Here is a 21,517-nt window from a genome sequence, read left to right as displayed (position 1 = left end):
GCTCTTATTTCATCAGTGCGTTTGTTTGTTCAACGAGCTGCTTGAGGCCGTCTTCAGGCGAAATTTCGCCACGCATGACCGTGCCGATAATGTCACGCTGCGTGCGCCAGATACGAACGGAATCGCCACCCGGATAACCGGCCCAAGGCAACGAGCGGTCAGCCTGTCGCGATGCGGTTTCGACATTGGGATGCTCGGCATAATATGGAGCCAGATATTCCGGTCCGGTCGCAAGCTTGTTTGTCGGCAAATAACCGGTAATGCGCACAATCACGTTCTGTGCTTGAGGGCCGGTTATCCACTTCAGATATTTCCAAGCCGCATCCTGCTTTTCTTTTTCCTGTGTCAGGATAACAGCCGAGTTGCCACCTGTTGGAACGCCGCCATTTTCAGCATTATCAAGCGGGAAAGTAGCAGTCACAAGCTTGAAGCGATCACCCACAAGGCCTTCAATGGTCTGGACATGGGCTGGGGTCGAGAAAATGAACCCTGTGAGGCCCGCACCAAACTGCTGGCGCGACTGATCCCAATCGAGCAGATTCTGGCCACCTTCCGTCACAAACTGGCGTGTAAGCTTGAGTGCATTCAGGCCAATTTCATTATCAAAAGCAACTTTTTTGGTCTTTTCATCGACCAGCTTGCCACCCTGCTGAAAGACCAGCGACTGCCATAACCAGTCATCCGGCCAACCATTGATGTCATAGCCCATCCCCGCAATCTTTGGATCAAGGGCGTGAATCTTCTTTGCCAGTTCAATAAGACCGGCAAAGGTCTTCGGCATGTTTTCAGGATCGCCGCCAGCCTTCTTCACCAGATCAGAATTGATATAGATGATGGGCGATGATGCGTTGACCGGCAAACCATATTTCTTGCCGTCAACCTGACCAAGTGCAGCCATCTTGGGACTATAATTCTTATCGAGGAACGCCTGACCGCCTTCAGCCTCGATGAAGGGTCCCAGATCGGTAATCTGATTGCGTGGCGCAAGCGTATGCACCAACTCACCCGTCAGATTATAACCAGAGAAATAAACATCCGGGAGATTGCCCGTGACCGCTGCACGCAACACCTGCTGCTGGCCTTCATTGTAACCGACTGCCGGCGCAAGGAAGTTAATCTTGATATCAGGATTGTTCTTCATGAATTCATCGGCCAGCGGCTGATGGAATTTCGTGAAACCTGGCAGATTGTAAAGCACGTTGAGCGTGACATCGCCCGCGGCAGCAATGCCGGGCTTGGCAAGGCCCGCAACGGCAAGGCCCAGAAGCATGCCGTTAATGACACGGCGTCGATTGATGGTCATGAAAGTCTCCAGTGGACAGTGGGAGGAAAGTAAGTGGTGAACGGGATTATTTGACGCCGGTCATCGTGATGCCCGCGATAAAATGCCTGCGTGCAAGCAGGAAACAGACGACCATGGGCGCGGTAATGATCGTGGCCCCTGCCATGAGAGCGCCGTAATTCGCACCAGACTCGATATCGGCGAAAAACAGCATGCCGAGTGGTGGTGGCGCGAGATTGGTGTCGGAGACTACGACCATCGGCCAATACAGATCGTTCCAATGTGCGACGAGTGAAAAGACAGCGAAGGCTGCAAGCGAAGGCAGAGAACCACGCAGGACGATACCCCAGCAGATTTCCATCTCAGAAAAGCCGTCCATACGGGCCGCTTCGATGATTTCATCGGGATAGCTGCGAAACGACTGATGAAACAGAAAGATCGCAAAAACCGACAGAAAGAAAGGAGCCATCATCGCGAAATAGGTGTTGAGCAATTGCATCTTTGCCAAACCGACAAACAGCGGCAGAGCGAGTGCCTGAATAGGCACGCATAGAGCTGCAATCACCAAGGCAAGCATGAGTTTGCGGCCCGGAAAACGCAATTTCGCCAGTGCGTAGGCAGCGGGAACCGCAGTTAGAACCTGCACGATCAGAATACCGAAACAGACAATGACACCATTGAGCATGAAGCGCGCCATGGGCACTTGAGCAGCCGCCCGTGTATAATTCTCGACAGCATCAAATTTTTCCGGGATTGGCCAAAGCGATACGTTGAAGACTTCTGCCGGAGAGCGAATTGAGGTCAGTACCATCCAGTAGAATGGCAGCAGCATGACGAACGCACCCAGCGCCAAAACGAGATGCGGTATATATTTTCGAAGTGCGGCCATCAGTAGTGCACTTTCTTGTCGAGATGGAGGGTTTGCCCAATGGAAAGCACCAGCACAATCGCCAGAAAAATCAGCGTAAGGGCTGCTGCGTAACCGGTGTTCGAATATTCGAAACCTTCAAGGTAAAGATTGAAAAGCAGTGTTTCTGAACCGAAACGCCCTTTGGTCAACACCGCAACCGTCTCAAACACTTTGAATGCGGAAATGGAGGTCGTAACGACAACGAACATGGTTGTGGGTCCAAGCATAGGCCACGTCACCGTCAAAAAACGATCAATCGGGTTTTTCGCCCCATCAAGACGCGCCGCTTCATGCAGATCTTTGGAGATTGCCGTCAGTCCCGCCAGAAACAGCACCATGTTGAAGCCGAGCACCTGCCAGATTCCAATCAGAGCCATGGTCGGAATAAGCAAAGCGGGATTGGATAAAAATGATACCGGCTCAAACCCAAACCATTTGATGACGGCATTCACCGGGCCGATGGAAGGATGCAGCAGGAACTGCCAGACGGTTGCCATAGCAACCAAAGTTGCAGTCACCGGAAGAAAATAAGCAACTTCCCAGAACCCACGGCTCCGCTTGCGATTGTAAACAAGCAGTGCAATGCCAAGCGCGAGAAACACGCCGAACGGTATGACAATCAGCGCATAGAGAACCGTGTTTCTCAGCGACCGTATGAAAACGGGATCGCTAAAAGCTTTGATAAAATTCCCCAGCCCCACAAAACGGGACGAGAGGGCTCCAAGCTGATAATCAGTCACCGAAAATCCCGCCAGAACGATCATCGGGATGATGTAGGTTGCAAGCAAAACCAGACCTGCCGGTGCTGCAAACATCAATCCACGCATGACAAGACGTCTTGCTGTGCGTGACTGACGTGCCCGATAGCCGAGAGCGCGAACGTCTTTAAAATCGGTGCTCGTCATGCCAGCACCCGCTCGCGCATGGCTTCAATACGCAAACCATTATTGCCAAACAAATGAATGCGATCCGGGGAAAAGCCAATATGAAGCACGCCATCGGACGCTTCATTGAAGCTATCGCCCGCACGCTGGCGCAATGTGATTTCGATGTTGTTATCATCGAGAAGACGACAGGTAACAAAGCGATCGGCACCATGGGTTTCGCTGCGCTCAACACGTGCAGCCAATCCTTTTTCCACCACACGCAAATCTTCAGCACGCAGACCCAGCATCGCCGGTCCGCTTTGTCCCGGTGCCACCGCTATTCCGAGTGCTTTCCCGATGAAGGTTACATGCCCCTGATCGTCTATTTCAACGGGAAGCAGATTGATCGACGGTGTGCCGATAAAGCGCGCAACCGTCAGCGTTGCCGGGCGGCTGTAAAGTTCATCCGGCGTTCCCAATTGTTCGATACGACCTTCTGACATGAGCGCAATGCGGTCTGACATGGTCATCGCTTCGATCTGATCGTGTGTCACATAGACAAAGGTCGCACCAAGGCGGCGATGAAGCTGCGCAAGCTCGTTGCGCATATGGGCGCGCAGCTTGGCATCAAGATTGGAAAGCGGCTCATCCATGAGAAAGGCTGACGGAGAGCGCACCAGGGCGCGTGCAAGGGCAACGCGCTGTCTTTGTCCACCTGAAAGCTGCGCAGGCTTACGATCAAGCAGATGCTCGATATGCAAAGTCTCAGCAGCCCTTAAAACGGCATCGTCGATTTCTGCCAGCACCTTAGCGGATGAAAACAGACGCCCTATCAGCGGCAGTCGTGCCGATAGCTTCAGCTTGCGCATTTTAAGCGGTGTCGCAATGTTCTGGCGAACATTCATATGCGGATAAAGCGCATAGGATTGAAAAACCATCGCGAGATTGCGATCGCTGGGGTCGATGTCGGTTACGTCCTGATTGCCAATGGCGACAGAGCCGCTATCGGGCGCTTCAAGCCCTGCGATAATCCGCAACAGGGTTGATTTACCACATCCGGACATACCGACGAGTGAAATGAACTCGCCCGGACGAATGGAAAGATCAATGCCTTTGAGGACTTCATTTCCGCCAAAGGTTTTTCCGATGTTCGTGAGTTCAATTGATTGAGGCATTGCTACGCGCTCCTTTACTGAGGCGCGAATGCCTATGCTGCTTCAACTTGACAGCCGGAAGACGGATTTACGAAACTTCAATGACAACAGGTGTGGAAAAGCGATCACGTGGTCCGTTCGCGATCATCCTGTCGCATAAATTTTCGTGGTTCAAAGCGATTTTATATCTGGACACAATAAAGCACGTTTCATCTGATTTGCGCTTTAACGTGGACCTTGCAGCAAAGCACTGGCCACGCCTTCATTCGTAACGAGACGATTGACATAGCCTCCGCGCAGAATAGCCCGAATGATGGGTATTTTGTTCAGTCCGCCAGAGACGAGAATGGACGCCGGCTTGAGCTTGAGCTTATCAGGCGGCAGGGCGATAATTGAATCGTTGAGAAAATGGTCGATCGGCTGGCCCTGTGCATCCAGAAAATATCCAAGAAACTCGCCGACTGCGCCGAGTTTCAGCACAGCATCGAGATTATCTTTAACGACCCTTATGTGTGTGAGTGATGTCTCGGACGTAAGTGACCCACAGGATACAAGACCAATATCGGCAATTTCCGTTCGTGCCAGGACGTCAGTCAATTCATCGCTCAGCAGAATTGCATCCCGGCTTTCTCTGTTCGCACAATAGATGGGGGCGGTGAGATAGTGGCATTCAACACCCAGCGCGCGCGCGAAGGCTGTTGCGACTTCAAATGTGTTGGTGGAGGAGCCGCTGGTTACACCGCCGGTCAAACCAACCACCCAGCTTTCAGGTTTTGGGCGCGCACGCAGACTGCGCACTGCAAAGCTGAGTGTGCGACCGGATGCTATCCCTACACCCATATCGCGGTTTGCAATCAACTCGCTGGCCATTGCGCCGGCGGCTTCGCCGATCACACGCTTCTGCTCCAGATAATCATCAAGATCAGGAACAACGACAGCCTCCGCAAGGCCATAGCGGACCGCAACTTTCTCTGCGAGCTCAATACAATCCACAAGCGGCAGACTGACCCTGATTTGTATCTGGCCGGACTCGCGCACCTGCCCGATAATCTTATTGACCTTGAGACGCGTTATATTCAGGCGCTGCGCGATTTCCTGTTGGGTCTGACCACCGACGAAATAGAGCCAGGCCACGCGTGCGCGCTCCTGATCCTCATCTACAGACACCAAATTCTCGTTCATTCACTGGTCCTTAGAGCATTTCCTTTTTTGATTTAATCATCGGAAATGCCCTATCTATTTATTTTCACGCATTATCCAACGCAAAACCGCTTCGCACTTTTGCTGGAAATGCTCTGGCAGGTCACATAGGCGTCTGCGAATTGTTGCAGGAAGCATATCATGTCTCAACTCTTTCCATGAATTGGGGCCATGCTGCAATGACTTTTGATCGTGCGGAACACTTAATTTTCAAAGTTTAGCAGCAACATCACACCTGTTGCATGCTGCTCGCATTTTAGAGAACTTACAAGACAATCCCAATATTCAGTCAAATAAACTTGACTATTAATATCATATTAAATAATGGATGCGCGGCAGGAAAACTTCCCGTATGGCGGGTATAGCGATGTTCATTAAAAATTGTCAGAAAATGCCTTTCAGTCGCTTCGTGGAAAGTGACATGTTCTGGGTCGCATATGGCGGGGCGTTTGCTTTGATCATCCTGATCGGCAATCTTTGGATGACTTAAGACAGGCTCAAATTACTCGCTGATCGGGTGTTCGGCAGATACGAGCAGTTTGTCGATGCGTCGTCCGTCAAGGTCAACCACTTCGAAAATCCAGCCATTTTTAACGAAAGTTTCGCCCACTTCCGGCAGATGCTTGAACTCTTCAAGAGCAAGTCCGGCAACCGTGCTGTATTCTGTGCCTTCATCGATTTCAAAGTGCAAAAACGCTGAAAATTCGTCAATCGGCATCCATCCAGATACCAGATAGGAGCCGTCATTCCGGCGTACGATGGCCAGTTCCTCGACATGGTCTTCCTGCATGGCGCCGATGATGGCTTCCATCACATCGCCAGCGGTTATAAGCCCTTCGAAATGGCCATATTCATCATAGACAAGAACCATATGCGTTGGCGTGCCGCGTATCGCTTCCACAACGTCCAGTGCATCCGAAAAATCAGATACGACCGGAACATCCTTCACGATGTCGCGGATATTGACGCTGCCCTTTAAGGAAAGCTGGTTGAAGAAATCCCGCACCTGCAAAACACCGATGATTTCATCGGAGTTGTCACCACGCACCGGCAGGCGCGAGCGGCTGCTATGCTGCAATTGATCGCAAATTTCTTCGAAACTGTCGCCAATATCGATCATTTCGACATCAAGACGCGGTGTCATCATACCGCGTGCGGTGCGATCAGCCAGACGCATCACGCCTGCAATCATGCGCGATTCTTCGGTTTCAATCACACCCGCACTCTGCGCTTCCGCCAATACGGATTTGATTTCCTCATCAGTCACACCATCGCCGGACTTACCCGATTGACCAAGAAGGTTAAGCACGAGACGCCCAGAATTATCCAGCAGCCACACGAGGGGGGCTGCCATTTTTGAGAGCATCTTCATTGTTGGTGCGACACGGCTTGCAATGACTTCCGGCTCGCGCAGCGCAATCTGTTTTGGTACCAGTTCACCGACGATGAGGGACAGATAGGTGATGAGAACAACGACGGAACCCACACCAAGAGCATCGGCGAATGAGGGCGATATACCCTGACTGAGCAGCCATCCACTTAGCCGTGCACCAAGGGTTGCGCCTGAAAATGCACCGGAAAGAATACCGACCAGTGTAATACCGATCTGGACTGTTGACAGAAATCTGCCCGGATTTTCAGAAAGCTCGATTGCCATGCGCGCACCGAGGCTGCCTTTATCCGCCAGCACACGCAATCGGGCGGGGCGTGAAGAAACAACTGCGAGCTCCGACATTGCAAGGACGCCATTGAGGACCGTCAGCAATATCACCGTCACGATTTCAAATAACAAAACTGTCCCCGGAATTTAACTATTGGATTTCTATCATAGGAATTATCGTAGGTTGTTTCCAGTGGGGACTGAATGGAAATACAAAATTCATATGGCGCAGTGAGAGTTTTTTCAAAGAAAATCCACGCTTGGCATGCGAGCTACCGGACTTAACACGGTGTGACACGGTTAATCCCCAGAAATTAATTGCGTTTAAATGTAGAATTTTCTCGGCATTATGATCGAGGAGATTTCTATGAAAGTTATAAGATTTAACGAACGGAAAATTCTTGCGATCCTGCGACAGGCCTCTGTGGACTTGCCCTGGTGTTGCCACGTTAAGTTTCTCTGGCCGGAAAGGTCAGCGGCTCTTAGATATTCAGGCGACACCGGCCGCAATTTTCCATGCATCGAAAGCTTCGAGGCGATGGTATCGAATTGCTTGTGCGGCTCGGCGGCGGGACGGAACTGAAAAGCAATTGCGTGTTGCGGAGTGCATGGAGACGAACCGTTGCAACGCTCCCGGTGATCGGTGGCCTTGCATGGTTCGTTCCCGTTTTCGAAACGGCAGATGGCTGTTTTCAGCCCTATTATTGAGGCCCTTGTGCGACCAATGGCCAAGGCCGGGTGCCACTTCTGCCTTTGCTGCACCGTAGGAGCGGAGCTTATCGGTGATGATCCGTTTGGGAGCAAAGCCATAGCGCTTCATTAACGCCACGAGCAGTCGCTTTGCCGCCCCTTTATCACGCCGCTTCTGCAAGATTTCTTCGAGAACGGTGCCGTTTTGATCCACCGCACGTCAGAGCCAGAATTTCTCTCCAGCGCATTTGACGACCACTTCGTCCAGATACCAAATATCGCCGGGGCGCGCCTGACGCCGCCGCAAGTTGCGAGCGATCTGGGGGCCGAACTTGGCGATCCAACGACGAACTGTCTCGTATGACACGTCGATTCCACGCTCAAGCAGCATTTCCTCAACTTCACGCAGACTAAGGTTGAACCGCAGATAAAGCCACACCGCATGAGCAACGATCTGTGGCGGAAAACGGTGACGCTTGAAGCTGATATCTGATGTCTGCATCGCCAAAATTTACGCCCAACCCGCTAGGCAGGCAACTGCAGCTCAGTTAACGTGACAACACCGTAGACTTCTATCCAAAAAACGCGAAGACAAAACATTTTAGAGTGTCATGGAAAGAACTGGCAGAATTAGTCACAAAGCACGGCAAAGAGAAATAGTGCGATGGGTATCTTCGCACAAATCATTGGTACGCTTGGAATGTTCGCCGGTGTGGTTGTCGCCGCGTTCGGGTTCACGTTGGTAGGCACAGGCGGCTTTCTGCTGCTGCCTTACGGTATCGGCCTATTCGTAGCCAATGCAATGCAGTCAAGCGTTCGTCGCAAGCAAAGAAGCGGCATGTTTCTGAGAGCAGTCTTCGAAAGCGGGTCATCAACTTGACTGTGGCTGTAGCAAAATTCGGCCCAAAGCGCTCATATCAGATGCGAGGTTTGGGGGCCGGTTCGCGATCGGAATCACCTGAATTTGGTTCGCCTTTCGGTTCGATCAGAAGAACCTTGACTTCATTCTCGGCTCGAGGGCGATGTACAACACCTTTAGGAACCACAAACAATTCGCCGGCTTTTACGGTGCGTGACGGCTCTCCTTCAACATCAATTTCCATTTCGCCTTCGATGACGTAGAAGAAATCATCAGTCGCGTCATGCTTGTGGAAAGGATATTCACCAATAAACCTGACCACCATCACGTCATTTTCATTGTAGTCTGCGATGACATGCGGGTCCCAGTGGCTTGAAAATTGGTTCAGTTTTTCATCAAGATTGATTATTTTCATCTGTGTTTCCTTATTGTTAGACCGCGAAGGAGAAACGAAATTTCAGCTAACGACAGTCACGAAAGTGTTGTGCCACAGGAGATGACACCAGGTCTTGAACGATCGTGCACGGGTGACTGGGTGCGTTCTGCCCCATGGCAAGTCGGAATCCAGCGAATAGAGGCCTTTTTTTCAGGCGAAGCATATGCTTCCCATCGACACGACACTTATTCGATCGGTTACACAATTAATGGCGTCCAGAGCTTCGACTACCGCGGAACACGTTTGAACAGTACACCGGGGCGCGTGATTGTGTTGCATCCTGACGAAATTCATAATGGCGAAGCAGGAAACGAGCAGGGCTTCCACTATCGTATGCTTTATCTGGAACCAGCAATTGTCAGAGAGGCCCTAGGCCGACCGACCGGTGCGCTTCCATTCGTGAAAGATGCTGTGTTAGGCGATCCGAGATTGTTCAACGCCATACATTCCGCATTTGCGGAAATGGACGCGGTGTTGGAGCCAGTTGCATTAGATGACATAACGGCCCGTCTAACAGATGGGTTGCTCGCATATGATGCTTCTACCAGGAGCTCCCAACGCAGTGTGATCGACACCAGAGCTGTGCGCCTCGCGCGGGAATACCTTGAGGCAAATATTTGCAGGACCGTGGCTTCAAGCGAACTTGAAAACGTTACAGGCCAGAATCGTTACGAACTCGCCCGCCAATTCCGCAAAGCATACGGGACAAGCCCGTATCGTTATCTCACGATGCGTCGTCTCGACCGGGCGCGTTTTTATATCGCAGCAGGCCTAACTTTAGCCGATGCAGCGATAAGCGCCGGGTTCAGCGATCAGGCTCACATGAACCGCCGGTTCAAAGCAAACTTCGGTTTGTCACCCGGCTGTTGGCAGCGCTTGATCATAAGCTGATCTCAAACTAGCACTATTGGTGTCAACGAGGCGTCTAATGCGCGTCTGTCAGGGTCAGATGCGGCGGACATAGCGATGACCTAATGTGGCGCAAAGCCGCCGTCGTCGGGGCTCGCCCGAATGTCCTCTTACGATGAAATTGAGGCTAGCAATTATATGCGAACCCATCGTGCAAAATTGCGTTAAATTGGTTTGCATTTCGCCACTAACCCATTGATTCACAAAGGGCGTGATATACATCTTTTTGAAAAAAATATTATATATCAATATATTGGTTGCGACTTTGACTCCGTTAGTCCTGGTTCGAATCCAGGTTCCCCAGCCAATTGATTTCATTAGATAACTTGCGATTTTCGCTCTTATTTTTCAGCTGTTTTGGTTTGTAAACCATGCAAACTGAAACTTCTTGGGAATTCTAACTCACTGTTTTTATTATCGATTAATTCCAGAACAGCGATACACTTTCCAAATCTTTTGTCACCAGCTGCTTGCCACTGCTTTTGAGCGGCATTATAGGATCGACCTGCTTGTGACTGAGACAGGGTGGGAAGCTGCCTGTCTGCTTTTGATCTAGGACAGGACGAAAGGCGAGAAGGCTTGGTTGCGGTAAAAGAGATCTTCGTGGTGACTCATACTGAAGCGGCCCATCACCTGACGAATAAGGTTGGGGGTTGGTACGACAGCGACTTAACTCATCTCGGCTCGCGAGAGGCAGATGTCCTTGCCGAACGCCTTGCAGTCATGATCGGTCCAGGCGAAGTCGAAATCTACAGTTCCGACCTGCGGCGCGCGTCTCAGACTGCCGCTGCAATCGCTAGGCGTATTGGTCAGACAGTGCAGGAGACCTCAGCCCTGCGAGAAATCAACTATGGGGTCGCAGGTGGCAAACCTCAAGATTGGCTGGATTTCCGTTATATCCCGGCGCCGGATGATAATCGGCTGGATCACGATTGCGGCATTGAGGGCGCCGAGACGCGGCGCGATGTCGCAAGGCGAGTGTTTCCTTTTGTCGACGACGTTGTGGGGCGTCCTTGTCAGACGCAGATCATCGTGACGCACGGATTTACGCTTAGCATGATCGTCGCGGCGTGGATGAGAATCCCTATCGACGCGGCAGGTTTCGTGTCCTTCCCCGTCAAATCGGGAAGCATAACCCGGCTCAGACAGGACGATTTTTTCCGCAACCGAGCTGTCATCTCCATTGGAGACGTGACCCACTTTTCGGAAATTTAACGGCGGCGATGTGTGGTTCATATGCGGCAGGGCGGCCAAGGAAACTGTCGAACTCGGTCAACGGCTGCAATGGAGTGGGAAGCGAACTGGCGGCTTTAGATGAAAGATTGCAGACACCGGACATTCCCTGACTGCTAGGGTATCTGACAGACGAAACCTGAAGGTTGCAAATAAATTAGCTCAGAGAAGTTGGCATATAGAAGATGTGATTTACGCAAGTGGCGACACCAGCAATTATTACGGTATTGTTCATGACCGGAAGCAAATTACGCTGAAGTAATTCCTCTCGCTTTTCATATCCGATCACCAGAGAATTGCGACTGGTGCTATATGACAATGCAGTCATTTCAGGGCCGCTCGTGTGTTACTGTCGTTCAAGAGGCAATTTTTGAGGCGTTTAAGCAAAAACACCCGGGATATACGATGCGGGCTGTTAAAGTTTCACCGGGTGGCGGTGAAGGCAAGGCGCTACATGACAATCAAGTAAGAGAAGTCAGACTCAACAAAAAGTCTAACCCTACGGATTTGAGCGATGTTTATTCGGATAAGGCCAAGTTCTCTTCCGCTAAGTTCCAGCTAAGCATTCAGGCTCAAAGAAACGGCACCCTCGGCTCATTTAAAGACATAAGGGAATATTTTAAAAGCAAGTCTAAAATGAACGATGGAAGCGTAATTGAATTTGATGGAAATGAGTTTGACAAAGTGTCTGGTGAAGTTAGAGTAGGCAAAAACACAAGAGTGATTGGCGTATTAGGATATAACAACGATGCAAGTGTAATAGACATAACCAGTGAAATTGAAACTGGGGAAAATGGACATCCAACACCTATATCTGTTTTTAAAGAGAGCGATGAAATATTGATCGATATTCATTCTGTCTTAAAGCTGAAAAAATGAAAATAAACATATTAGGAATAGCTATTGACCATATAAATACCCTTCATGATTACACTCATGAAGACCTAGAAAATGTAAAATTACGTAAGAAAATAGAACGCGATGTTTTTCTAACATTCTTTTTCCTACCCGCAATTGCGGCCGTTTTGCTTTCAGCCTTAGGCCCTATTTTAGATAAAGATACTTACACAGTCTCCGTATCGATCTTTGCGATATTCTCGGCGCTCCTGTTGAATGTGCAAATTGCGCTTTTCTCCATTTATCATAGAAATTGGACGCAGCTAAATGATGCCAATCTACAGGGCATGAAAAATAATAAATTAGAACTCAGGACGGCTTTTATTCGCCAACTAAATACAAATATTTCTTATTCGATGGTAATTTCTTGCTCAGCATTAATGATTTTCTTTTTTCTATATTTTTTCAATTTCTCATCATTTCTATATTCCAGCTTATGCTATTTTATATTTATGCATTTTTTTCTAACCCTAATTATGATTATTAAGAGAGCGCACTCACTTTTTGATACTGAGTACGTGGAAAAAGGCAGTTAGGGCATAATTGCGCAAATACCTTCTCTCTTGATTTTGCTGCCTGTGGTCGTGAGTTTCCCTCCAAATATACTCGGCGCTACTGTCAAAGATTGCCTGAAGGGTAGCATTTGGACTACTTCCAACATTGGGGAAGCATTTGAGTAGTTCGCGAGAATGGCATGAAAATACCGGTCCAATTCATCACAACGCCTCTTGGAGAGGAACTCGCCTCCTTCCCAAAGCCGATTATGAAAAATTGCTAGAAGTTGTCGAGGATTGCGAAGACATAAAAGCTGCCCGCAAATTCCGCACAAAGCTGCGGTCGGGCGAAGAAGAAATAATCCCGGCCGAATACGTCAATCGCATTATAGAAGGCGAGAATAAAAGTAACCGGTGTTCTTGCCCCACGTTCTGTTTGATTTTGTGTTCTGTCATTGAGAGTTAGCGAATGGACAGAACGGAGTTTCTCCATGGAGCCTCGAATGGAGTTTCTCTCAACGGATCAGAGTAAGCGTGACAGCCATCGTCAGTGGCCCGTTGATTTAAAAGCCCGGATTGTTTCGGAAAGCTTGCGTCCTGGCGTGAGCGTGCAGGAAATTGCCGGTCGCTACGGCGTGCGTGCGAACTATCTGTCTTCATGGCGCACGCTGGCACGTCAGGGCAAGCTTGTTTTGCCTTCGCCCGAAGATGATACGGAATTTGCGGCGATCATAGTAGCGGAGCCTGCAATTGAGCCGGTGACGCCACCATCTTCACGCGTTGAGATATTCTGCGGGGAAGTCATCATTCGGCTGGAAGAAGGTGTGTCTGCATCCCGGATTGCAGCTGTTGCAAGCGCGCTTGCGGCTCTCAAATGATCTTCCCTTCCAACCGGGTTCGGATCATGGTGGCTACCAAACCTGTCGATTTCCGTAAAGGCCATGACGGGCTTGCCGCGTTGGTGAAGAACGAATTACGCAAGGATCCATTTACTGGAACTGTATTTGTTTTCCGTTCGCGAAAGGCGGATCGGCTCAAGCTGATCTACTGGGATGGCACAGGTATGGTTCTGGCTTATAAGCGCTTGGAAGCCCATACGTTCAGCTGGCCAGAGATCCGCGATGGGCTAATGTCGTTGAACCATGCACAGTTTGAAGCTTTGTTTGCAGGGCTTGACTGGCGACGCGTCCGGGCGGTGGAAGTGAGAGCGCCGATTACGGTTGAATAGCTATTGAGCACTGGCCTGACAGCTGCGGCACGATGAGTCTGACAACATAATAGTCAAGCATATCAAGGCCGGATTTGGTAAGTTCGGCCCATGCTGGATGCCGCCGATCTTCCCAATGATATTGCTGAACTCAAAGCGATGCTGATCGCAGCAACAGCGCTCGGTCTTCGTAAAGATGATCGGATTGCGCGGCTGGAGAAGCTGGTTGCAGCCTTCAAACAGGCCGCTTTTGGACGCAAGTCAGAGAAGATTAATCCTGAGCAGTTTGATCTGGCCCTGGAAGACTTGGAAACAGCTATAGCGGCGATCCATGCAGAAGATGAAGCGGATACAGCTTCAGAGAAGCCTGCATCAAAGCCACGTGCCATCAATCGCGGTTCTTTACCAAAGCACCTGCCGCGCATTGATGAAGTAATTGAACCAGAAAGTCTGATTTGCGCCTGCGGTGGTTGTCTGCATTGCATTGGCGAAGATGTTTCTGAACGACTGGATGTGATCCCTGCGCAGTTTCGTGTCATTGTCACGCATCGCCCAAAATATGCCTGCCGCGCCTGCACGGATGGTGTTGTGCAAGCACCCGCTCCAGCGCGACTGATCCCCTCAGGCTTGCCGACAGAAGCAACAGTCGCGCATGTGCTGGTTTCCAAATATGCCGACCATCTTCCGCTTTATCGCCAGGCCCAGATTATGGGCCGTCAGGGCATCGACATAGATCGCTCGACACTGGCTGACTGGGTGGGAAGGGCAGCCTTTGAGCTGCGCCCTGTCTTTGATGCGCTGATTGCTGATCTGAAGCGATCAAGCAAACTCTTCATGGATGAGACGCGTGCGCCGGTTCTTGATCCCGGATCAGGCAAGACCAAAACGGGATATTTTTGGGCTTTGGCGCGGGATGACCGACCATGGGGCGGCAATGCCCCGCCCGGTGTCGCTTTCACTTATGCTCCGGGACGATCTGGCCAATACGCCGAACAGATATTGCATGGCTTCAACGGTATTCTGCAAGTGGATGGCTATGCAGGCTACAATCGACTGATTGCACCAGATCGTGTTGGTCAGAATATACAATTGGCTTATTGCTGGGCTCATGCGCGTCGCAAGCTTATTGAGATTACGCGCACAGGCTCGTCCCCGATTGCTGAAGACGGTGTAAAGCGGATCGGCGAACTCTATAAGATCGAAGCTGAATTGCGCGGGCTCACCCCAGAAGCGCGGCTCGCGGTTCGTCAGGCACAATCAAAGCCGCTGATCATCGATATGCAAACATGGCTTGCGCATCACCGCGCACGCGTGTCGGCAAAAGCCCCATTAGGCGAAGCGTTGAAATACATTGCTAAATACTGGGACGGCTTGTGTCTGTTCCTGTCTGACGGTCGCGTCGAGCTGGACAATAACAGCGTCGAAAGAACAATCCGGCCAATTGCGCTCGGCCGCAAGAACGCACTCTTCGCAGGTCATGAAGCAGGCGCTCATAACTGGGCTACAATCGCCTCACTGATTGAAACATGCAAACTCAATTCAGTCGATCCGCAGAAATGGCTTACCACTACGCTCACAGCAATCGTCAATGGCCATAAGCAGAGCCGAATTGATGAATTACTGCCGTGGAATTACTCATGATGACGAACTTGATTGCCCGACCTTATACTGTCAGCGATTTTAACGGCTGCCTGGCAATATTCGATAGCAATGTGCCGACCTTCTTTGCAGCAGGAGAACGCGAAGAATTTTGCGACTTTCTGATCGGAAAATCTGGTGTGGAAGGCTTTTACCTGGTGCTCACGCTTAACGAAGACATCATTGCTTGTGGTGGATTAACTATCGATGCAAAAAAGCGTCAAGCTTCTTTATCATGGGGAATGGTAAGCTCAGAGATGCATCGAAAAGGCATTGGCACGTACTTGTTTAAAGCCAGGTTAGAGCAAGCTCGACATTTGCAAAACATAGATGAGCTAGTGCTTTCAACAAGCCAGCATAGTTCTGGTTTCTATGAGAGACTAGGATTCAGGGTCTTAAAAATTATGCCAAACGGCTTTGGCCCAGGTTTGGATTGTTGGGAAATGACATTACGTTGGGATACACACTGAAGAAACACTAATTCTCAATAGAGATTTAGACGCTGTGGCGCTGAAACAACGCTTACAGAGAAACTTAACGTGACAACACCGGAAATGGTAAAAGAACGCGGCACGAAACCGGAAACGCGCAAGAAGGAACTCAAAGCCCTTCTCGACGACGCAGAAGCCCCCGCTGCCCTTTTGCATCCAAACATGGCCAAGATTTATCATGAACAGATGGAAGCACTGCACGATCAGCTTCACAATGAAGCGACGCGGGCAAAGGCAGCCGAACGTCTGCGCTCACTCGTCAGCCGCATCGAACTGGTTCCGAACAATGATGAACTGATGATTGTGCTGCGCGGCGATCTGGCGGCGATCCAGACTTTTGCCTCTGGGAAGAAGAACCCGGACTTTCTTAAGCAAACGGCACTTCTGGCCGTTCTTATGGTTAGGATGCGCGAAGGCTTAAACGCAAAAAAGCCCTTCGTTAAGAAGGGCTTGGTGCAAGTGCAGTTATCGTTGGTTGCGGGGGCACGCAACTACCGATATCGACATTCATTACAAGTTTCAGTCTGATCCCTGTGCCACTGGTATCTGAGGCATATATTGAACTGGACCGCACCGAGTTTGCCTAGCACTACTTTGGCAGAATGCATTTTGGCGGTCTGAAGCGGATTCTGCAGTGCGGACATCGTTCTGGGCTGACGCTGCCAGGCGGGTGTTCATGACCGCGCGTCGGATGGCTGGCAGTGTCGGTTTAGGCGGGCCGTACCTCTTGGTTTTTTTCCCGCTTGGCCTGGTGCAGGCGCTGATGTTGCAGGAAGGCATAGGCGATCATTGTCATCAGCGCGTGTCGATGCAGACCTTGCCATGATCGGCCTTCGAAGTGATCGAGGCCGAGTTCTTCTTTCATTTGTTGATGGCAGCTGCCAGCTGCTTTAACGTTGCTTCGGCCGGCAGATTGGAGAGATAGTATTTGCGCTCGCCGTTCGAGCGCCATTCGCCCAACAGCCACGCCTCTTCGCCCGGCATATGCTGCTGTCCCTTGTCGAGGATACGTTGCGGACTACCATCAGCGATCCGAATGCGGAGCGCAGCAAAGCGCGCTGTCAGGCGACCTTTCGTGCCGCGACGCCAACTGACCTTCTTCCAGAAGGATGCTTCCAGGATCGTTTCGGCCGCCATCGACAGGGTGTCGGGGATCGAATGCTTGCGCGGTCTGCCATGACCGGAAACCGGAAAAATCAGGGCGACATCATGGGGATAGACCTTTTGATGTTTAGGAATACCGACAGCCCATGTGAGGCCGCGTGCACTGAGCCCCTGGCGAAACGCGGCCGATAAACCATAGCCGGCATCGGCGAGCACGGTGCCAAACCGCACCCCCGCCGCGATCAGCCTGTCGATCTCGTCGAACGCGATCGGCGGCTTGGTGCGGGATATACGCATCTCCTCGGGGACGCCAGCCTTCACCATCCGATCCTGGTTACTGGTCCAGCGTTCCGGCAAGAACAGTCGCAAACCAACCGGAACGGGAATCTCATCGCGTGCTAACGTCAGCGATACCAACGTCTGGCAATTGGCGCGTTTGCCCAGCATCGAAGCATATTGCGGAGCGACCCCGACCGAATGATCACCCTTCTTCGGTAGACCCGTATCGTCGACCACCAGAAAGGCGTCTGAAGCTCCGACTATTCTGTCCGCCTGCACAGCCAGTTCAGTCTCAAGCGGACTGGCGTCCCAAATTCCATCCGAGATGAAATGATGCAGACGGTCGCAATGATCGGGCGCAAGGCGTTCCGCCATCGGCTCGATACTCTTGCGATCACCCGGTCCGATCAGGCCTGAAACATATACCGGGCACATCTGCCGCCGCTTTTTGTGATCAAGCTTCTCAACGAACGGCTTCAGCCAATCCGCCAGTGCAATATTCTGCTCCATCATCCACCGCCCCCCTTTTTGAGGGACCAAAGGTAGCCGATTATCGTTAACCGTCTGTTAATCTGCCAAAGTAGCGCTAGTCATGGAGAAAATCGCTCCGGACTCGTTGAACATCATTCTCGAAATGCCATCCAACGAAGCAAAACCGTCTGTGGTGCAGCTGGTTGATGGGCGGCGGCCTTATCATTGACTGCCGCTGATCTCTTTCAGCGCGAAAAACTCCTCAAGACGGTGAACGTTAAGCTTCCATCTCGAGATTTCAGGTTGTTACGGAACAAGGAACGTAGGTAAAGTAAGGCAGCGAGAGCGGTCGAAAACGATCAAACATCCGCGTGCTTTTAAGCGATCTGAGTCGAGCCTTCAGCTGACGAACGCGTTCGTTGGCTTATCAAATTTGATGGATGTTGGGCGTCGATCGATCTTCGTTCAGGAAAGCGATCTGCTTGAGGGAGCAGAGTAAGGCCAGTTACAGTGATTATCCTCGACAATATTATACCCCTGCGTCACGTCTAGTAAAAAGATGAGGATAATAATCTTGTTTTTCTCGCCGCTGATGGTAACAGGATGCTCAGACTTGGTTGAGGCATTAAAGCAAGGATCAGCGAGACGATGAACAGGGTGTTTGCAGGTGCAGGTATATGCGCGATAATTAGTTTGCTAGGAGTGCCGGCTTTAGCAGCCGCCACAGCCTATCCGCTCACAATCGAAAACTGCGGCGCGAAAGTTACCTTCGAAAAGGCACCAGAGCGTGCCGTCGGACTTGGCCAGAACAGCGCGGAAGTCATGCTGCTTCTCGGTCTCGAGGACAAAATGGTCGGCACCGCTTTTTGGCCGAACAAGGTTCTTCCGCAACTTGCCGAAGCCAATGCTAAGGTCAAGGTTCTGACCGTCGAGTTTCCGACCTTCGAGGCCATTCTGGCGCAAAACCCGGATTTCGTGGCGGCCGCGCTGCCAAGCCTGCTCGGCCCATCGAGCAAGGTCGCAAAGCGGGAAGATTTCGACAAGATCGGCGTGCCAAGCTACATCTCACCAAGCACCTGCGTTGCGGATGGCGCCGCCAAGGACAAATTTGGTTACGGCGACCGGTCGAAACTCTGGAACATGGAAGGCCTGTACCAGGAGATCAACGAACTCGCGCAAATATTCAACGTGTCCGACCGCGGAGATGCGCTAATTGCCGACCTGAAAAAACGCGAGGCTGCGCTACGCGCCGATGCACCGAAAGATGGTAAGAAGCTGTCCTACGTCTTCTGGTTCTCCAGCCCCTCACCGTCTGCCGATGCTTATCTTGGTGGCAAGAACAGTGCATCCGGCTTTATCGCCGATGTGCTCGGTGGAGCGAACGCCATTACGTCCGAGGCCGAGTCGCCTGCTCTTGGATGGGAGAGCATCATCGCCAGCAATCCGGACGTTATCGTTGTCGCACAGGTTGATCGCAACCGGTGGGACCTCGATAAGTCCGAGGCCAAGATCAAATTCCTGAAGACCGATCCGGGCACGAGCCAGATGCCGGCGGTGAAGAAGAATGCGATCGTGGTCATGGACGGTCAGGCCATGAACCCGACGGTGCGCACTATCTATGGCGCCGAGCAGATCGCTCAACAGCTTAAGACGCTTGGTCTGAAGTGATAACACAGACCGGCCTCATATCGTCTGGCAACCACGCGAAACGGGTCCCCGCCATGGTGGGGATCGCGCTTGGCTCGCTTGCTTCCATCGCGCTTGCGGTCGGCATCAGCGTGGGAATCGGCGACATGCCAATCCCCCTGTCGACGACATACTCGGCCATCACCAACAAGCTGGGCTGGACGGCGGTCGAACTCAACAGGATTCATGAGACCGTGATATGGGAGTACCGGCTGAGCCGGGCTTTGGTTGCGGTCTTCTGCGGCGCGGGGCTGGCGCTGTGCGGCGCCATCATGCAGGCGCTGTTGCGCAACCCGCTGGCCGAGCCCTACGTGCTTGGCATTTCCGCTGGCGCTTCGACCGGCGCCGTCGCAGTCGTCATACTCGGTATCGGCGCCGGCGCCTTCTCGCTTTCAGCAGGGGCCTTCGCTGGCGCGTTCGCCGCATTTGTGTTTGTCGCGCTGCTATCGAACGGCGCGCGCGGCGGAGCAGACCGAACGATCCTCGCGGGGGTCGCCACGTCGCAACTTTTCAACGCGGCAACCTCCTATATTGTGACCACCTCTGGAAATGCCCAGCAGGCACGCGACGTCATGTTCTGGCTGCTGGGCAGTTTCGGCGGTGTCCGATGGCCGGAATTTGCCCTTGTTTCGGTCGTGGTCGGCTTGGGACTGGTCGTCTGCATCTTTTACTCCCGCGTTCTTGATGCCTTTGCGTTTGGTGATGAGGCGGCCTCGTCCCTTGGTATCGATGTCGGTCGGACACGCGTCATCCTTTTTGCGCTGACCGCGATCATGACGGCGACAATCGTCAGCATGGTTGGCACGATCGGCTTTGTCGGTCTTGTCGTTCCGCATGCCGCCCGCTTCGTCGTAGGCCCCCTTCACGCAAGGCTCCTGCCGGCCTGTGCGGTTACAGGCGCAGTTTTCATGGTTCTGGCGGACATTGCTTCGCGCACATTGGTCCCTCAGCAGGTCCTGCCTATCGGTGTGGTCACAGCCCTGGTGGGCGTCCCCTTCTTCTCGGTCATTCTCTACAAGCTGCAGCGAGCATCATGAGCATTAAGGCCAACAATCTGGTCTGGAAGGTCGGTTCCAAGACGATCGTCAACGACGTGTCGCTCATTGCCAGGCCTACCGAAATGCTGGGACTGCTCGGGCCAAACGGCTCGGGCAAGACATCCCTGCTTCGCCTCCTTGCCGGGCTCAATCGCCCTTTTTCGGGACAGATCACACTTGACGGACAGGATCTCGGCAGGATCCGGAGAAAATCGATCGCGCAACGCGTGGCGTTCATAGAGCAGCACGCCACCACCAACGCCAATCTCAAGGTCGTGGATGTCGTCAAGCTTGGCCGCTTCCCGCATCGATCAATGTTTTCCGGCTGGACCAGCGACGACGAGGCGGCAGTCAACCGTGCGCTCGATCGCACGGAACTGACCAGCAAACGCAACGATACCTGGCAGAGCCTGTCCGGCGGCGAAAAACAGCGCACCCACCTTGCCCGAGCGATTGCCCAGGCGCCGACAGAACTCATTCTCGATGAACCGACCAACCATCTCGACGTTCATCACCAGATCAGCCTTCTGCGCCTCGTTTCAGAGCTCGCGGTCACCAGCATCATTGCACTGCACGACCTGAACCATGCGGCAATGTTCTGTGATCGGCTGCTCGTCATGCAGGCCGGGAAAATCGTCGCGTCAGGCACGCCTCAAGATGTACTGACCCGGGAATTGCTCAGGGACGTCTTCTCCGTGGATGCGCATGTGTCTGCCTCACCATATCATGCGAAGCCGCACATCCATTTCGTGCGGTGATCAATGCGTCCAAGCCCCTCGTAATCCTGACAGCGCTTCCACTCGTTTTGGCCTCCACGGCAGTGGACGCTGTTAGAGATCGCAAATCTCTTCGCGGTTCGTGCGCCTGGTGGTTGGTAATATTAGGTGCGACCGTTCTTCCCATCGCCTGAGGATGACAAATTTTCTGCGAAAGCAGCGGCCTGCATCGCAACAATCTGCTTGCAAAGGGTTCGCATATGACAGGAAATAGTGCTCTGACCGGTGATGATTTAAG

19 protein-coding genes and 2 pseudogenes are annotated in these 21,517 nt (G+C 52.0%); 12 read left to right on the top strand and 9 right to left on the bottom strand.

What is annotated here, in order from left to right; translation table 11 throughout:
* Positions 1 to 4 precede the first annotated feature (4 nt).
* The 7 genes and pseudogenes from ABE527_RS15065 to ABE527_RS15035 all read right to left on the bottom strand — a co-directional run bounded on the left by ABE527_RS15065 (position 5) and on the right by ABE527_RS15035 (position 8,264).
* Positions 5 to 1,303 (bottom strand): ABC transporter substrate-binding protein, encoded by a 1,299-nt coding sequence (locus tag ABE527_RS15065; RefSeq protein WP_499697410.1) that lies wholly within the window; start codon positions 1,301 to 1,303, stop codon positions 5 to 7.
* 46 nt (positions 1,304 to 1,349) lie between these two features.
* Entirely contained in the window at positions 1,350 to 2,171 is an 822-nt protein-coding gene (locus ABE527_RS15060; RefSeq protein WP_499697409.1) for a carbohydrate ABC transporter permease, read from the bottom strand.
* Positions 2,171 to 3,097 (bottom strand): carbohydrate ABC transporter permease, encoded by a 927-nt coding sequence (locus ABE527_RS15055; RefSeq protein ID WP_499697408.1) that lies wholly within the window; start codon positions 3,095 to 3,097, stop codon positions 2,171 to 2,173. Before ABE527_RS15055 ends, ABE527_RS15060 begins: the two co-directional genes overlap by 1 nt.
* Entirely contained in the window at positions 3,094 to 4,233 is a 1,140-nt protein-coding gene (locus ABE527_RS15050) for an ABC transporter ATP-binding protein (RefSeq protein ID WP_499697407.1), read from the bottom strand. The genes ABE527_RS15055 and ABE527_RS15050 overlap by 4 nt, the downstream gene beginning before the upstream one ends.
* 204 nt (positions 4,234 to 4,437) lie before the next feature.
* Positions 4,438 to 5,394, bottom strand: coding sequence for a sugar-binding transcriptional regulator (locus ABE527_RS15045; protein WP_499697406.1), 957 nt, complete (start codon positions 5,392 to 5,394; stop codon positions 4,438 to 4,440).
* Between the two features lie 520 nt (positions 5,395 to 5,914).
* The gene (locus ABE527_RS15040; protein WP_265985067.1) at positions 5,915 to 7,204 is read right to left on the bottom strand and encodes a hemolysin family protein; all 1,290 of its coding nucleotides are present in this window, start codon (positions 7,202 to 7,204) and stop codon (positions 5,915 to 5,917) included.
* A 358-nt stretch (positions 7,205 to 7,562) separates the two neighbouring features.
* A pseudogene (locus ABE527_RS15035) lies at positions 7,563 to 8,264 on the bottom strand (IS6 family transposase).
* A 162-nt stretch (positions 8,265 to 8,426) separates the two neighbouring features.
* Between ABE527_RS15035 and ABE527_RS15030 the strand changes: the two are divergent.
* On the top strand, positions 8,427 to 8,642 hold the full coding sequence (locus ABE527_RS15030) for a hypothetical protein (RefSeq protein WP_499695004.1): 216 nt from the start codon (positions 8,427 to 8,429) through the stop codon (positions 8,640 to 8,642).
* A 37-nt stretch (positions 8,643 to 8,679) separates the two neighbouring features.
* Here ABE527_RS15030 and ABE527_RS15025 read toward each other — a convergent pair whose 3' ends face one another.
* Positions 8,680 to 9,036, bottom strand: a complete 357-nt coding sequence (locus ABE527_RS15025) for a cupin domain-containing protein (protein ID WP_499697405.1) — start codon at positions 9,034 to 9,036, stop codon at positions 8,680 to 8,682.
* 81 nt (positions 9,037 to 9,117) lie between these two features.
* On the opposite strand from ABE527_RS15025, the gene ABE527_RS15020 reads away from it, so the two are divergent.
* The 8 genes from ABE527_RS15020 (at position 9,118) to ABE527_RS14985 (ending at position 16,454) form a co-directional block, all read left to right on the top strand.
* Entirely contained in the window at positions 9,118 to 9,948 is an 831-nt protein-coding gene (locus ABE527_RS15020; RefSeq protein ID WP_499697404.1) for an AraC family transcriptional regulator, read from the top strand.
* Positions 9,949 to 10,545: 597 nt separating this feature from the next.
* A complete protein-coding gene (locus ABE527_RS15015; RefSeq protein WP_499697403.1) occupies positions 10,546 to 11,181 on the top strand; it encodes a histidine phosphatase family protein in 636 nt (211 codons plus the stop codon).
* Positions 11,182 to 11,517: 336 nt separating this feature from the next.
* On the top strand, positions 11,518 to 12,078 hold the full coding sequence (locus ABE527_RS15010; protein ID WP_499697402.1) for a hypothetical protein: 561 nt from the start codon (positions 11,518 to 11,520) through the stop codon (positions 12,076 to 12,078).
* A gap of 1,015 nt (positions 12,079 to 13,093) precedes the next feature.
* Positions 13,094 to 13,468, top strand: coding sequence for a transposase (locus ABE527_RS15005; RefSeq protein ID WP_499697401.1), 375 nt, complete (start codon positions 13,094 to 13,096; stop codon positions 13,466 to 13,468).
* Positions 13,465 to 13,818 (top strand): IS66 family insertion sequence element accessory protein TnpB, encoded by a 354-nt coding sequence (gene tnpB / locus ABE527_RS15000; protein ID WP_499695011.1) that lies wholly within the window; start codon positions 13,465 to 13,467, stop codon positions 13,816 to 13,818. Before ABE527_RS15005 ends, tnpB begins: the two co-directional genes overlap by 4 nt.
* Before the next feature lie 90 nt (positions 13,819 to 13,908).
* Entirely contained in the window at positions 13,909 to 15,438 is a 1,530-nt protein-coding gene (gene tnpC, locus ABE527_RS14995) for an IS66 family transposase (RefSeq protein WP_499697400.1), read from the top strand.
* Complete coding sequence (locus tag ABE527_RS14990; RefSeq protein WP_499697399.1) at positions 15,435 to 15,905, top strand: GNAT family N-acetyltransferase; 471 nt, start codon at positions 15,435 to 15,437, stop codon at positions 15,903 to 15,905. The genes tnpC and ABE527_RS14990 overlap by 4 nt, the downstream gene beginning before the upstream one ends.
* 69 nt (positions 15,906 to 15,974) lie before the next feature.
* Positions 15,975 to 16,454, top strand: coding sequence for a hypothetical protein (locus tag ABE527_RS14985; RefSeq protein ID WP_499697398.1), 480 nt, complete (start codon positions 15,975 to 15,977; stop codon positions 16,452 to 16,454).
* A 181-nt stretch (positions 16,455 to 16,635) separates the two neighbouring features.
* On the opposite strand, the pseudogene ABE527_RS14980 reads toward ABE527_RS14985, so the two are convergent.
* Positions 16,636 to 17,822 (bottom strand): annotated as a pseudogene (locus ABE527_RS14980) (IS701 family transposase).
* A gap of 606 nt (positions 17,823 to 18,428) precedes the next feature.
* Here ABE527_RS14980 and ABE527_RS14975 point away from each other — a divergent pair.
* From ABE527_RS14975 to ABE527_RS14965, 3 genes are read left to right on the top strand one after another with little or no spacing between them, the layout of a single operon-like run.
* A complete protein-coding gene (locus tag ABE527_RS14975) occupies positions 18,429 to 19,448 on the top strand; it encodes an ABC transporter substrate-binding protein (protein ID WP_499697397.1) in 1,020 nt (339 codons plus the stop codon).
* A 53-nt stretch (positions 19,449 to 19,501) separates the two neighbouring features.
* A complete protein-coding gene (locus ABE527_RS14970) occupies positions 19,502 to 20,503 on the top strand; it encodes a FecCD family ABC transporter permease (protein ID WP_499697396.1) in 1,002 nt (333 codons plus the stop codon).
* The gene (locus tag ABE527_RS14965) at positions 20,500 to 21,261 is read left to right on the top strand and encodes an ABC transporter ATP-binding protein (protein WP_499697395.1); all 762 of its coding nucleotides are present in this window, start codon (positions 20,500 to 20,502) and stop codon (positions 21,259 to 21,261) included. The genes ABE527_RS14970 and ABE527_RS14965 overlap by 4 nt, the downstream gene beginning before the upstream one ends.
* Positions 21,262 to 21,517 lie beyond the last annotated feature (256 nt).

This window comes from Brucella sp. TWI432 (assembly GCF_039674445.1).
GTDB classification, from domain to species: domain Bacteria; phylum Pseudomonadota; class Alphaproteobacteria; order Rhizobiales; family Rhizobiaceae; genus Brucella; species Brucella chromiisoli.
The sequence above is the reverse complement of the archived record's forward strand: the minus strand, read 5'-3'. Positions and strand labels throughout refer to the sequence as shown.